The sequence below is a fragment of the Serpentinimonas raichei genome (genome assembly GCF_000828895.1).
Lineage (GTDB): Bacteria > Pseudomonadota > Gammaproteobacteria > Burkholderiales > Burkholderiaceae_C > Serpentinimonas > Serpentinimonas raichei.
In genome coordinates this window covers 988,692-1,000,828 of the sequence record NZ_AP014568.1, presented here as the reverse complement: position 1 = coordinate 1,000,828, position 12,137 = coordinate 988,692, and the positions used below count along the sequence as shown (strand labels likewise).

The 12,137-nt window shown below is 64.2% G+C and carries 12 protein-coding genes and 2 pseudogenes; 3 read left to right on the top strand and 11 right to left on the bottom strand.

Annotated elements, in window-relative coordinates; all coding sequences use genetic code 11:
• Window positions 1–40: 40 nt before the first annotated feature.
• The 4 genes from SRAA_RS04745 to SRAA_RS04730 all read right to left on the bottom strand — a co-directional run bounded on the left by SRAA_RS04745 (window position 41) and on the right by SRAA_RS04730 (window position 2,560).
• The gene (locus SRAA_RS04745; RefSeq protein WP_144318706.1) at window positions 41–925 is read right to left on the bottom strand and encodes a DODA-type extradiol aromatic ring-opening family dioxygenase; all 885 of its coding nucleotides are present in this window, start codon (window positions 923–925) and stop codon (window positions 41–43) included.
• Between the two features lie 240 nt (window positions 926–1,165).
• Window positions 1,166–1,576 carry a type II toxin-antitoxin system tRNA(fMet)-specific endonuclease VapC gene (gene vapC / locus SRAA_RS04740; protein WP_045531237.1) on the bottom strand — a complete coding sequence of 137 codons (411 nt, stop codon included), beginning with the start codon at window positions 1,574–1,576 and terminating at the stop codon, window positions 1,166–1,168.
• On the bottom strand, window positions 1,576–1,812 hold the full coding sequence (gene vapB / locus SRAA_RS04735) for a type II toxin-antitoxin system VapB family antitoxin (RefSeq protein ID WP_082040082.1): 237 nt from the start codon (window positions 1,810–1,812) through the stop codon (window positions 1,576–1,578). The genes vapC and vapB overlap by 1 nt, the downstream gene beginning before the upstream one ends.
• A 106-nt stretch (window positions 1,813–1,918) precedes the next feature.
• Window positions 1,919–2,560 carry an HNH endonuclease family protein gene (locus SRAA_RS04730; RefSeq protein WP_052467488.1) on the bottom strand — a complete coding sequence of 214 codons (642 nt, stop codon included), beginning with the start codon at window positions 2,558–2,560 and terminating at the stop codon, window positions 1,919–1,921.
• 73 nt (window positions 2,561–2,633) lie between these two features.
• Here SRAA_RS04730 and aroE point away from each other — a divergent pair, with 73 nt between their 5' ends.
• From aroE to SRAA_RS04715, 3 genes are all read left to right on the top strand, one after another.
• The gene (aroE, locus tag SRAA_RS04725) at window positions 2,634–3,473 is read left to right on the top strand and encodes a shikimate dehydrogenase (RefSeq protein ID WP_045531235.1); all 840 of its coding nucleotides are present in this window, start codon (window positions 2,634–2,636) and stop codon (window positions 3,471–3,473) included.
• 23 nt (window positions 3,474–3,496) lie between these two features.
• A complete protein-coding gene (gene tal / locus SRAA_RS04720) occupies window positions 3,497–4,456 on the top strand; it encodes a transaldolase (RefSeq protein ID WP_045531234.1) in 960 nt (319 codons plus the stop codon).
• A gap of 84 nt (window positions 4,457–4,540) precedes the next feature.
• Complete coding sequence (locus tag SRAA_RS04715) at window positions 4,541–5,389, top strand: MurR/RpiR family transcriptional regulator (protein WP_045531233.1); 849 nt, start codon at window positions 4,541–4,543, stop codon at window positions 5,387–5,389.
• A gap of 12 nt (window positions 5,390–5,401) precedes the next feature.
• Here the strand turns inward: SRAA_RS04715 and glk are convergent, their stop codons facing one another.
• The 7 genes and pseudogenes from glk to SRAA_RS04680 form a co-directional block, all read right to left on the bottom strand.
• Window positions 5,402–6,403 (bottom strand): glucokinase, encoded by a 1,002-nt coding sequence (gene glk, locus SRAA_RS04710; RefSeq protein ID WP_082039912.1) that lies wholly within the window; start codon window positions 6,401–6,403, stop codon window positions 5,402–5,404.
• Window positions 6,404–6,461: 58 nt separating this feature from the next.
• The gene (locus tag SRAA_RS04705; protein ID WP_045531231.1) at window positions 6,462–7,550 is read right to left on the bottom strand and encodes an oxidoreductase; all 1,089 of its coding nucleotides are present in this window, start codon (window positions 7,548–7,550) and stop codon (window positions 6,462–6,464) included.
• 4 nt (window positions 7,551–7,554) lie between these two features.
• Window positions 7,555–8,625, bottom strand: a complete 1,071-nt coding sequence (locus SRAA_RS04700; protein WP_045531230.1) for an ABC transporter ATP-binding protein — start codon at window positions 8,623–8,625, stop codon at window positions 7,555–7,557.
• A gap of 3 nt (window positions 8,626–8,628) precedes the next feature.
• The gene (locus SRAA_RS04695) at window positions 8,629–9,486 is read right to left on the bottom strand and encodes a carbohydrate ABC transporter permease (protein ID WP_045531229.1); all 858 of its coding nucleotides are present in this window, start codon (window positions 9,484–9,486) and stop codon (window positions 8,629–8,631) included.
• A pseudogene (locus tag SRAA_RS04690) lies at window positions 9,483–10,013 on the bottom strand (carbohydrate ABC transporter permease); the annotation flags it as partial. The pseudogene SRAA_RS04690 and the gene SRAA_RS04695, both read right to left, overlap by 4 nt.
• Window positions 10,014–10,277: 264 nt before the next feature.
• Window positions 10,278–11,651 (bottom strand): IS1380 family transposase, encoded by a 1,374-nt coding sequence (locus tag SRAA_RS04685; protein WP_045533290.1) that lies wholly within the window; start codon window positions 11,649–11,651, stop codon window positions 10,278–10,280.
• Window positions 11,652–11,752: 101 nt separating this feature from the next.
• Window positions 11,753–12,109: pseudogene (locus SRAA_RS04680) on the bottom strand (carbohydrate ABC transporter permease); the annotation flags it as partial.
• Window positions 12,110–12,137 lie beyond the last annotated feature (28 nt).

Here is a 12,137-nt window from a genome sequence, read left to right as displayed (position 1 = left end):
GCTTGCGCCTGCAAGTCAGCGGCGAGCCCAGCGCGGTCGCTCAAAGGAAAACCAGCGCATCCATCGCTAGGTGGCTGTGCATCACCTCGCGCGTGAGATAGTGCGGCTGCGCGGGCGGGGTGTGTGGGCCGGTGCGCTGACCCCAAGCGGCCGCCCCGAGGGCAAAAAAGAGCGGCAAAAAATGCTCGTCGGTGGGGTGGGCGCGCGCGGCGTGCGGGGCGCGCTCGCGGTAGTGCAGCAGCGCCTCGCGCTCGTGCGCCAGCAGCCGCTGTTCGACCCAGCGCGCAAAGGCGGTCACGTAGTCGGCTGGGGCGGCATCCTGCGCCGGGCGGGTGGTGAAAAATTCGTGCAGATTGTGCGTCATGCTGCCCGAGCCGATCAGCCACACACCCTGCTGGCGCAAGGGGGCCAGCGCCTGCCCCATGGCATAGACCTCGGCCGGCCCGTAGCCGTGCGGCAGGGCCACTTGCAGCAGCGGCACATCGGCCTCGGGCAGCAGATAGCGCAGCGGCACCCAAGCCCCGTGGTCGAAGGGGCGCTGTGCATCGGGCCGCGCCGCAATGCCCGCCCCTTGCAGCAGGTGCAGCACCTGCTGCGCCAGCGCCGGGGCGCCCGGGGCCGGGTACTGCAAGCGGTACAGCGGCTCAGGAAAGCCGCCGAAGTCGTGCCAGGTGGCGGGCTGGGGGTGCGTCATCACGGCGGCGCATTCGGCCATCCAGTGCGGCGACAACACCAGCACCGCGCTGGGCCGCTGCACGGCGCATTCGCTGCGCGCCCAAACCGCCAGCGCCGGGCCGGTCTGGCCCGGCTCCAGCGCCAGCATGGGCGAGCCGTGCGAAATGAACAGCGCCGGGCTGGGGCGTTGAGCGGCGTGGGATGCGCCGGCAGTTGCCGATTCGGGTTTGGATGCAGCAGTCATAGACATCCAATGTAGCGCAAACCGGCTGTTTTGGCCAAAGACAACACGAATCAGGCCCAGCGCATCGGCGACAATGCGGCGTTTGCCTGAACGCCGAATCCACCCTTTTATCCGCCCCGCATGGACCGCTACGCCGTCATCGGCCACCCCATAGGCCACAGCAAATCACCCGCCATCCACAGGGATGAAACCGTAGTCTGACCCCAATTTCCGCCACCAATTTCCGCCAATTTCGGACCCGTGAACTTACTCTGGGGCGCGGACCCAATTCTCTACCTCGAGCGCAGGAACGCGCGCAAATTCCGAAACGTTATTGCTCACCAAAACCATCCCCTCACTGCGCGCGTGGCCGGCAATGTGCAGGTCATTCACCCCGATGGGTTGACCGAGTTTTTCCAGGGCGTCTCGAATGGCACCATAGTGCTGTGCGGCCTTGGCGCCATAGGGCAACACGGCCAAGCGGCTGCAGAAGTCCTCGATGGCAGACAAGTTCTCGCTCACGCGGCTGCTTTTTTCGGCGCCGTGCAAGAGTTCGGCCAGGGTAATGGAAGAAATGGCTATTCGACTGGCATTGGCGTTGAAGGTCGACAGAACCTCGACCGGGCGTCGTTTCAACACGTAGATGACGATGTTGGTGTCAAGCAGGTAGCGCAGCATCAGAGCACTTCCCGCTCCGACTGGTGCTGCGTGGCACGTTGAGGCAAGAAGTCTTCACTGACTTGGGGCGGGCCACCCAGGAAGAAGCTGTCCCACGTTTGACCTAGGGGCGCGATGATGCGCTCGTTACCCTTGGCCCGTATCTCTACTTTGTGTACACCCTCGGGCAGGCGAACGTCCAATGGGAGGCGCACGGCTTGGGTGCGGTTATTGACAAACACAGTGCCGATAGACATGCCCATCTCCTTGTCACGAATATATGGCAATTGTATATGGCAACGGGTGAATGGGGGCCAGCATGGCCTACCACCTGTCAGAGCGAAAATAGTTTCATCGCTTGGCTCACCAGCGTGGCAGTCCGCACATCGATCTGTGCCACGCTCCACGCCTCGGCCACTGCCAATTTTCAGCGTTGAGCTTGAATCCGTTCTTGTAGCCCACCTCACGGCCCTTGCTGTCGGTGCGGTCGCGCTTGTCTTTGAATCTCTTGTTGCCCAGCGCGCTGTTGAAGCCGGAGACCGTCAGGTTGCCCAGCTTGTGGGCATGCGTTTCCTGAATGCCTCTGGCCTTCTTCTCATCTCCGCCCGCCATCATCGTCACCCAAGACGCGGGAATGTTGTCGCCCTGAGGGAAGATGTGCTCGATGGTCCACACGAAGAGCTTGCCTTCGTACTTCCATAGATCGACCCAGGTCTCCTTGGTCATGCCCTGTTCGGCCAAGGCGCACAGCACAAACCGGGTGACCCCGGCGTTCTCCTCGTAGATGGCGCCTTCCAGCTTGCTGCGGAAAATCTCGTCGCTGGTCGACACCGCCAGCAATTCGCCGCAAATCGTCGTCACCACGGCGTCACCCGACAGCTCTGCCACCTTGTCGGTGGTGGCCATGAACAGGCGCGTCAGGTCGCGGGTGGGCGGTGTATCAGTGAGGTTGCGTCGAACGAAGAAGCAAACCAGCAGCAGCGCAATCGCTTCTAACTGCGCCACGTCGATGCCCAGCGCATCAGCGACAATGCGGCGTTTGCCTGAACGCCGAATCCACCCTTTCTACCCGCCCCGCATGGACCGCTACGCCGTCATCGGCCACCCCATAGGCCACAGCAAGTCGCCCGCCATCCACAGCGCCTTTGCCGCCGCCACTGGCCAGATCTTGAGCTACGAGGCCATCGAAGCCCCCTTGGGGGCGGGCCAGTTTGCTGCCACCGTCGAGCGCTTTCGCTCCCAGGGCGGGCGCGGCGTGAACGTGACGCTGCCCTTCAAGCCCGACGCCTGCGCCTACGCCACGCACCTGGCCGAGAGCGCACGCTGCGCCGGGGCCGCCAATGCGCTCAAGTTCGAGGGCGATCGCTGCCTGGCCGAAAACTTCGACGGCAGCGGCCTGGTGCGCGACCTCAGCCACAACCTGGGCCTGCGCTTGGCCGGGCGCACGGTGCTGCTGCTCGGGGCCGGCGGGGCCAGCCGGGGTGCCATCCTGCCGCTGCTGCGCGCCCGACCGGCGCAGTTGTGGGTGCTCAACCGCAGCGCCGCCAAGGCCGAGGCGCTGGTGCGCGAGTTCCTTGCGCTGGGGGCCGATGCAGCCGTGTTGCACGGGGGCGGTTTTGACGAATTGGCGCAGTCGGTGCGCTTCGACCTGGTGCTCAACGCCACCTCGGCCAGCCTGAGCGCCGAAACGCTGCCGCTTCCCGCACGCACCTTCAAGCCCGATGGCTTGGCCTACGACATGGTCTATGGCAAGGGCCTGACGCCCTTTTTGCGCCAAGCCCAGCAAGCCGGGGTGCGCCAGCTCGCCGACGGCGTGGGCATGTTGGTCGAGCAAGCCGCCGAGGCCTTTGCCTGGTGGCGCGGCGTGCGCCCGACCACCACCGATGTCATACGCCGCCTCAGCCTGCCCCTGATTTAACCGCTCCTTTCAGCGCCCCGAGCATGAACCAACTCCAAGCCCTCAAGCAACACAGCACCGTGGTGGCCGACACCGGCGATTTTTTGCAACTGGCGCAGTTTCAGCCGCAGGATGCCACCACCAACCCCTCGCTGATCCTCAAATCGGTGCAAAAACCCGACTACGCCCCGCTGCTGGCGCAGACCGTGGCGCGCTTTGGAACGCGCGACACCGACGAGATCGTGGACCGGCTACTGGTGCGCTTTGGCTGCGAGATTCTGGCCCTGATTCCCGGCCGGGTTTCGACCGAAGTCGATGCCCGCCTGAGCTTCGACAGCGCCGCCACCATCACCCGCGCCGAGCGCCTGATCGAGCTCTACCAGGCCGAAGGGGTGCACATCGACCGGGTGCTGATCAAGATCGCCGCCACCTGGGAGGGGATCGAGGCGGCGGCGCACCTGGAGCGGCGCGGCATCCGCACCAACCTGACGCTGCTGTTTGCTTTTTGCCAAGCGCTGGCCTGCGCCCAAGCCCGGGTGCAACTTATCTCGCCCTTTGTGGGCCGCATTTACGACTGGCACAAAAAACAAGCCGGTAGCCAGTGGGATGAAGCCGCCCGCGCCGGCGCCCACGACCCCGGCGTGCAGTCGGTGCGGCGCATTTTTGAGTACTACAAGCACTTTGGCATAGGCACCGAGATCATGGGTGCCAGCTTTCGCAACACCGGCCAGATCGTGGCGCTGGCCGGCTGCGACCTGCTCACCATCAGCCCCGAGCTGCTGGCCCAACTGGCGGCCAGCACCGAGCCGCTGCCGCGCGCGCTCGACCCCGCCGCCGCACGCGCCCTTAATCTGCAAGCTGTGCAGCTCAACCAGGCCAGCTTTCGCCTGGCACTCAACGAAGACGCACTGGCAACTGAAAAACTGGCCGAAGGCATCCGCGCTTTTTGTGCCGACTCGCTGCGGCTGGAGCAATTGATCGTGGCGCAGCGGGGACGCCACTGAGTATGAACATGCCCCCACGCTCACTGCGTTCGCTGCCCCCCGAGGGGGCGCCTCAGTGGCTTCGGACGGCCGGGCGCCACTGAGATGCTCGACCGCATCCAAGCCAGCCTGCCCTCGCTCTCAGCGGCGGAGCGCCGGGTGGCGGAATTGGTGCTGCAAGACCCGCAGCGCTTCTCGCTCTTGCCCGTGAGCGCACTTGCCGAGCAAGCGCGGGTGAGCAAACCGACCGTGGTGCGCTTTTGCCGCAGCCTGGGCTACAAGGGCTTGATCGACTTCAAGCTCAAGCTGGCGGGCACTTTGAACGATGGCGTGCCCTACATCCACCGCAGCGTGGATGAGTGCGACGCGGTGCCCGAACTCGCGCTCAAGGTAATCGACAACACCATGGCGGCCCTGCTGGCCTACCGCAAAACCCTGGCCGGTGCGGCGCTGGAGCAAGCGGTGCAGGCCATGCACCGGGCGCACCAGAACGGGCGCCGGATCGATTGCTACGGCGTGGGCAACTCGGGCATTGTGGCGCAAGACGCACAACACAAGCTGTTTCGGCTCGGCATTCACACGCTGTCGCACTGCGACGGGCATTTGCAGGTCATGAGCGCAGCCCTGCTCGGCCCGACCGATGTGGCGCTGATCATTTCAAACTCCGGCCGCACGCGCGACTTGCTCGATGCCGCGCAAATCGCACGCCAGCGCGGTGCCACCACGGTCTCGATCACGGCCAGCGCCAGCCCCTTGGCAGAGCACACCGACATCCATCTGGCGGCCGACCACAGCGAGCGCTTCGAGCAAGACATCCCCATGACGTCGCGCCTGATTCATTTGCTGATCATCGACATTCTGGCCACCAGCCTGGCGCTGCGCATTGGCAGTGCGCGCTTGCAGCCGATGCTGATGGACATCAAGGCGCAGCTGCACGCCAAGCGCTACCACTGAGCTCCCTGTGCCTCAAAGCCGCTCCAGCACCCGGGCCGCGCCGCGCAGGGCCGGCGACTGCTCGGCCACGATCACCCACACCGGTATCGATTCCAGATAGGCCCGAAAGCGCCCCTTGGCAACAAAGCGCTCGCGAAATGCGGTCTGATCAAAAAACACCCCGAGTTTGGGCACGATCCCCCCACCGATGTAGAGACCGCCGCGCGCACCCAAGGTGAGTGCCAGATTGCCCGCCACCGTTCCAAGGAAGGCGCAAAACAGCTCGAGCGCAGCGCGCGCCTGGGTGTGGCCTTGCAGGGCCGCAGCGCTGATTTCTGCTGCCCCCCAATCGTTCGGCCGGCAGGTCTCGGCCCGGCACAGTACCTGGTACAAATCGACCAAGCCCGCACCGCTGATGGCGCGTTCGGCCGATACGTGGCCGTGGCGCTGCTGCAAGGCCTCGAGCACCTGTTGTTCGCGGGCGTTGCTGGCCGCCAGCGTCACGTGCCCGCCTTCGCCTGCAATTGGCAGCCAGCCGCCGTTGGGCAAGGGCAGCAGGCCCGATACCCCCAAACCGGTGCCGGCGCCGATCAGGGCCAACGGGCCAACCGCCCTCTCTGGGCCATCCTGAACATCGGCGTCGGGATCAGGGTTGCAGCCCGCCAGCAAGCGCTTTTCGTTTGGCAACAGGTCGGGCAAGGCCAAGGCCAGCGCGGCAAAGTCGTTCAGCACCTCGAGCCGCTGCAAGCCCATGCGCTGGCGCAAATCGGCAATCGAAAACGACCAGTGGTGATTGGTCATGCGCACCCGGTCGCCGTGCACCGGGTTGGCAATCGCCAGCGCGGCCAACACAGGGCGTGGCCGCTGCACCCGCTCCAGATAGGCCTGCATGGCCAGTTCCAGCGTGGCGTAGTAGGCACAGGGCAGGGTTTGCAGCGCCTCGGGCGTGGCACCCGAACGGGCCTGCCAGGCAAAGCGGGCATTGGTGCCACCTATGTCGGCCAGCAGCCGCGGGGCGTGGGGGTCGTGTGACATCGGATGGGTCCTGTCGAAATTCATGAGCAGTCTTGCACAAAAGGCGTCAGACCCGGCATCAGGCACCCGATGATTGCCCGGCATGGGCTGACGACTGGCTGCCCCAACCGCGTTCGAGCCAATCCATCACGCAGCGGGCCTGCTGCGCCGTCACCGGGGGCGCCGCCACGCGACCCGCCAGCGCCGCGCACACACCGGCGTAAAAATGGCGCCAATCGCCCGCGCCGTCGGGCAGCGGCGCCGCCGCAGCTAGGGCACCATCGGGCTGCGCCAGCGTGAGCGCCCCCGGTGCATCGCCTTGGCCCCAGCGCGCATCCAGCGCCGGCATGCGACCCGCCTTGAGGGCCTCTTCCTGTCCGTCGCCCTGCTGGCGCAGGTAGCTGCCGTGGGTGCCGTGCACGGTCCAGCGCGGTGCGGGCTGCGCGGCCAACACACTGGCATGCAAGATCATGCAATGCCGCGGATAGCGCAGCAGGGCGTGAAACCAGTCGTCGCACAAGGCGCCGTCGCGCTGGCGCTGGGTGTGGAGCTGTATCGAATCGGGCGCGCCAAACAACTGCAAGGCCTGATCGAGCAAGTGCGGCCCCAAGTCAAACCACAAGCCGGCCCCGGGCTGGGCGGATTCGCGCCAGCGCACGCGCACCTGCGGCCGAAAGCGGTCAAGGTGCGACTCCACATGCGTCACCCGCCCTAGGCGGCCCTCGGCCAGCACCTGTTGCAACTCGATGAAATCGCTGTCCCAGCGCCGGTTGTGAAACACCGTCAGCAGGCGCTGCGTGGCCTGCGCTTGCGCGATCAGGGCATCGGCCTGCGCCAAGGTGAGCGCAAAGGGCTTGTCGATCAGCACATGCTTGCCGGCCGCCAGCGCCATCTGGGCCAAGGGAAAATGGGTTTCATTGGGCGTGGCCAGCACCACCAGTTGCACCTCGGGCAGCGCCAGCACAGACGCCACATCGGGCAACCAGACGCAAGCCGAAAGCGCCGCCGCCAGCGCGGGCGTCAGGGATGCAGGCGGGCCCGCGTGGCGGCTGCTCGCCACCGCCACCAGTTTGAGGCCACTGGTGGCGGCAATCAGGGGGGCGTGCAGGGTGGCGCCGGCGTAGCCCCAGCCCACCAGAGCCACGCCGATGGCGACTGGATGCGACATGGCCTTAAAGCGCCAGCCGTTGGCCGCTGTGGCGGTCGAACAGGTGCGCCTCGCTTGGATCCCAACGCACAAAAACGCGCTCGCCCACCTGGGCGTTGAGCAAGCCCGGCACGCGCGCCGTGAGCGCGCCGATCGCGGTATCCAGCGTGGCGTAAGACTCTGGCCCGGTGGGCTCGATCATGGTCAGGGTACCGGGCATGCCAGAATTGGCAAAGCTGAGGTTTTCTGGGCGCAGCCCAAACACCAGTTCGCTGTGGGCGTGCCGGCGCACCGCTTGGGCCTGTTGCGCATCGAGATCGAGCGCCACGCCATGGGCGGTCAGGTTATCGCCCACGCGCGTGGCATCGACCATGTTCATCGCCGGTGAGCCGATGAATTCAGCCACGAAGCGGTTGGCGGGCTGGCGATAAATTTGCGCCGGGGTGCCAAACTGCTGCACCAAGCCGTCTTTCATGACGGCAATGCGGTCACCCAGCGTCATGGCCTCCACCTGATCGTGCGTCACATACACCGTGGTGGTGCGGGTGCGCAGGTGCAATTGCTTGATTTCGGCGCGCATCTCGACGCGCAATTTGGCGTCGAGGTTGGACAGCGGCTCGTCAAACAAAAACAGCACCGGATCGCGCGCCAAAGCACGCCCCATGGCCACGCGCTGGCGCTGCCCGCCCGAGAGCTGGCCCGGCTTGCGGTCGAGCAAATGCCCGATTTGCAGCATTTGCGCCACCCGCTGCACCGCCGCCTCGCGCTCGGCTTTGGGGATTTTGCGTATCTCCAGCCCAAAGGCAATGTTTCGGGCCACCGTCATGTTGGGGTAGAGGGCGTAGCTCTGGAACACCATGGCAATGTCGCGGTCTTTGCTGGGCAGATCGGTGACATCGCGCTCGCCGATGAAGATTCGGCCCGAGGTGGGGGCATCGAGGCCGGCAATCATGCTCAGCAGGGTGGATTTGCCGCAGCCCGAAGGCCCGACCAGAATCAGGAACTCGCCCTTCTCGATCTCCAGATCGATGCCCTTGAGCACCTGCGTGGTGGCATTGAAGGATTTGTGAATTTGCTTGATGCTCAACGCGCCCATGAATCAACCTTTCACCGCACCGGCGGTCAAGCCGCGCAAAAAGAACTTACCCGCCACAATGTAAATGATCAACGTCGGCAGCGCGGCAATCAGCGCCGCCGCCATTACCACGTTGTATTCCTTGACCACGCCCGAGGTGTTGGCCAAGTTGTTCAGGCCCACCGTGATCGGCATGCTGCCAGAATCGGAAAATACCACGCCATACAAAAAATCGTTCCAGATGTTGGTGAATTGCCAAATCAGCGTCACCACGATGATCGGGGTCGAGAGCGGCACCACGATGAGCCAGAAAATTTGCCAAAACGTGGCCCCATCGAGCTGCGCCGCCTTGATCAGCTCATCCGGCAAGCCCACGTAATAATTGCGGAAAAACAAGGTGGTGGTGGGAATGCCGGCCAGCACGTGCACCAGAATCAGGCCCCAGATCGAACTAGCCAAACCCAGCCAGCCCAGCACCTGGCTCATGGGCAGCAGCACCACTTGCATCGGCATGAACACGCCAAACAGCATGAAGGCAAACAGCAGCTCGCTGCCGCGAAAGCGCCATTTGCTAAGCACATAGCCATTGAGCGCGCCTATGAAGGTGGAAATCAGCACCGCCGGCACCACCATCTGCACCGAGTTCCAGAAAAAGGGCTGCAAGCCCTCGCATTGCACCCCGGTGCAGGCCGAACCCCAGGCTTTGAACCAGGCGTACAGGGTCGGATCGGTGGGCAGGCTGAGCAAATTGCCGGCACGCAACTGCTCGGCGTCTTTGAGCGAGGTCACCAGCATCACGTACAAAGGCGCCAAAAACCACAGCGCAAACACCAGCAGCAAGGTCCATAGGACGATGCGGTGGATCGAGAGGCGAATCGTCATCGCTTGCTCCTCAGTTCGGAATAGAGGTAGGGCACCACGATCGCAGCCACCACCGCCAACATGACCATGGCGCTGGCTGCGCCGAGCCCAATCTGACCACGGGTAAAGGCATGGGCATACATGAAAGTCGCCGGCAGGTCGGTGGCAAAGCCGGGGCCCCCGGCGGTAAGCGCCATCACGAGGTCGAAGCTCTTGATCGCCAAATGGCTGACCACAATGAAGGTGCTAAAAAAAACCGGACCCAGGCTGGGCAGGATGATGCTCCAGTAAATGCGCGGCAGGCTGGCGCCATCGACCTGCGCTGCCTTGATGATGGATTCGTCGATGCCACGCAAGGCGGCCAGAAACAGCGCCATGACAAAGCCCGCGCACTGCCAGATGCCGGCAATCACTACGCAGTAAATCGCCATTTGGGGATCGACCAACCAGCCAAAGCTGAAGGTCTCGAAGCCCCATTGGTGCATCAGGTGCTCCAGCCCCATGCCCGGATTGAGCATCCATTTCCAGGCCGTACCGGTGACGATGAACCTGAATCCGTGACCTCAATTGGGCCACCCCCTCATGCCCACCCAACCGCTGCCCGAAACAGGGGTTTCTCGCACTTTTCCCGCCCAAAGGGCAGTGAGAAGGCCCGGCGGTGCTTACAAACAGCCCCCACAAGGCTCTTGCAAGCCCATCTAGCCGTGCTTTCGCCCGCTTTCGCCACCCCCGGCGCAGCCTTAGCCCCGCAGAACCCTGCGTTTTTCGCCATCCGTGAACTCGCTGAGCCCGATCTGGCCCAGCCAGCAGCCCTAAGCCGCCTTCATCTTGCCAAAGGCGCGCTCAAACACCGCAAAGCCCGAGTCCGAGCCCGAGATGCCCAAGGTCCAGCCTCGGGCGTGGCTGATGACGCGCGCGGCCTTGTACATCAGCTCTTGCATCACGGTCTTGATGCGCCGGCGCAGCGCGGTCTTGCGCATCGGGCTGTCGCTCTCGTGCAGCGTGTACTGCCCCACGATGCGCAACAGGTTCATGGCCAGCGCCGCCAGCGAGCACACCAGATGGTTGGTGGCAAACTTGCCCGAGGGCAGTCGGTTCAAGTCCATGTCGGTCTTGAACTCGGCATGAAACTGCTCGTGCGTGGCATGGTCTCGGTACAGGGTGATGACTTGCTCATGCGTGACTTCTGGCCCCAGCGTGGTGCTCCAGCCCTCCAGCACGTACTCGGGAAAGAGCAAGGGCTGGCCCCGCTTGTCCAGCGTGCGCTCGGTCAGGCGATAGACACGGCGCAGTGCGCGGCTGCTTCCTGCTTGGGTTTCAATGCCAAGCAGCGCTTCGCTCCACAGGCATTCGCGCTTGCCGGCTCGAAGCGGGTTCCAGACGGTGTGGGCATCGGCGCAGCGCTGGGCGGCAATCTGCTCCACCGGCGCGGCGCGCGGATTCCATTTGATCAGCAGATCGACTTGGCGCCCCAGCTTGGCCGCTTGTTCCAGTGTGCGCGCCATCAGGTGCTGCGAGCAAAAGCCCGAGTCGGCGCGCAGCAGCAAGGGCGCTTGGGCCACCGCACAGGCGGTGCTCAGGGCCCGTTCGATGTTGTATTCGCTCTCGCGCGCGCTGTGCTGGCTGCCCGCTCGCAGATCGAGCTCCAGACAGTAGCCGCGGGTGCCCAGGTACAGGGCGATGGGGCAGTAGCCATCGACGCCGGCGTAGGTGTAGGAGACGCCTTCTTTGGCGCTGTCGCTCTGATCCATGACGAAGGTGTCGATGTCCAGTGGCAGGTGGCCGCTGGGCAGGGTGCCGAAGTCGATCGCTGCACCATCGATGTGCAGGCCCAGCAGGGCGCGGTTGATCGAGTCGGCCAGTTCGCTCCACTCGCAGCCCATGGCGTCGAAGCGCTGGCGCAAGGTGGCGCTGGAGGGCACGGCGCGCAGGCCCAAGGCTTGGTGGGCAAAGCGCTGCTTGCGAAAGGCTTCGACGGCTTCGAAGTCGTTCTTGCCCAAGGTGAGCATGGCTACGTAGCACTTGAGGATGTCGCTGTTGGCGATGCCAGCACGAACCGGGTATTTGGGATCGACCATGGCCGGCAGGTTGATGCGCTTGAACAAGCGCCCCACCAAGGCCAAGCCACCGTGGCTGGACAAGTCGTAGGGCAGCTTTTTGACAACGAACTCGACTGGGTCAGTCATTTGCGGCGCTTGCACCTGCTGGGTGCGCGGTGGGATGTTGGTAGTGCGTTGATTATAATCGAAAAACGTTGGGTTTGTGGGGTTCAGGTCACGGATTCAGGGATGAAGGAAATCGCCATCGGGTACAGGTAGATCGTGCGCAGCACGCCCTCGGCGCGGATTTTTTGATCCAACAATATCGCCAGCAGCACCCCCAGCGCCATCGAACCGCCAATGAAGAGCACACCAAAAACGGCCAGGTTGCGCATGGCCACATGGAAGCGCTCGTTCACCCACAGGGCCTCGTAATTGGCCAGCCCGATGAATTCGTAGTTGGGCAGGATGCGCGAAGCGGTGAACGACAAATAGCCGTTCCAAGCCATCAGGCCGTAAATAAACAGCAACGAGAGAAAAAAGCTGGGGGCGACCACCAGCTTGGGCAACCAGACCGTTGCCTTGCTTTGGGGGGTGCGAAACATGTGCCACTCCTCTGGCCAGCCTGGGAAT

Bases quoted from the DNA above. Each gene is read 5' to 3' on its own strand.
- SRAA_RS04745 (WP_144318706.1), bottom strand. From the start codon at position 925: ATGTCTATGACTGCTGCATCCAAACCCGAATCGGCAACTGCCGGCGCA.
- vapC (WP_045531237.1), bottom strand. From the start codon at position 1,576: ATGCTGCGCTACCTGCTTGACACCAACATCGTCATCTACGTGTTGAAA.
- vapB (WP_082040082.1), bottom strand. From the start codon at position 1,812: ATGTCTATCGGCACTGTGTTTGTCAATAACCGCACCCAAGCCGTGCGC.
- aroE (WP_045531235.1), top strand. From the start codon at position 2,634: ATGGACCGCTACGCCGTCATCGGCCACCCCATAGGCCACAGCAAGTCG.
- tal (WP_045531234.1), top strand. From the start codon at position 3,497: ATGAACCAACTCCAAGCCCTCAAGCAACACAGCACCGTGGTGGCCGAC.
- SRAA_RS04715 (WP_045531233.1), top strand. From the start codon at position 4,541: ATGCTCGACCGCATCCAAGCCAGCCTGCCCTCGCTCTCAGCGGCGGAG.
- glk (WP_082039912.1), bottom strand. From the start codon at position 6,403: ATGTCACACGACCCCCACGCCCCGCGGCTGCTGGCCGACATAGGTGGC.
- SRAA_RS04705 (WP_045531231.1), bottom strand. From the start codon at position 7,550: ATGTCGCATCCAGTCGCCATCGGCGTGGCTCTGGTGGGCTGGGGCTAC.
- SRAA_RS04700 (WP_045531230.1), bottom strand. From the start codon at position 8,625: ATGGGCGCGTTGAGCATCAAGCAAATTCACAAATCCTTCAATGCCACC.
- SRAA_RS04695 (WP_045531229.1), bottom strand. From the start codon at position 9,486: ATGACGATTCGCCTCTCGATCCACCGCATCGTCCTATGGACCTTGCTG.
- SRAA_RS04685 (WP_045533290.1), bottom strand. From the start codon at position 11,651: ATGACTGACCCAGTCGAGTTCGTTGTCAAAAAGCTGCCCTACGACTTG.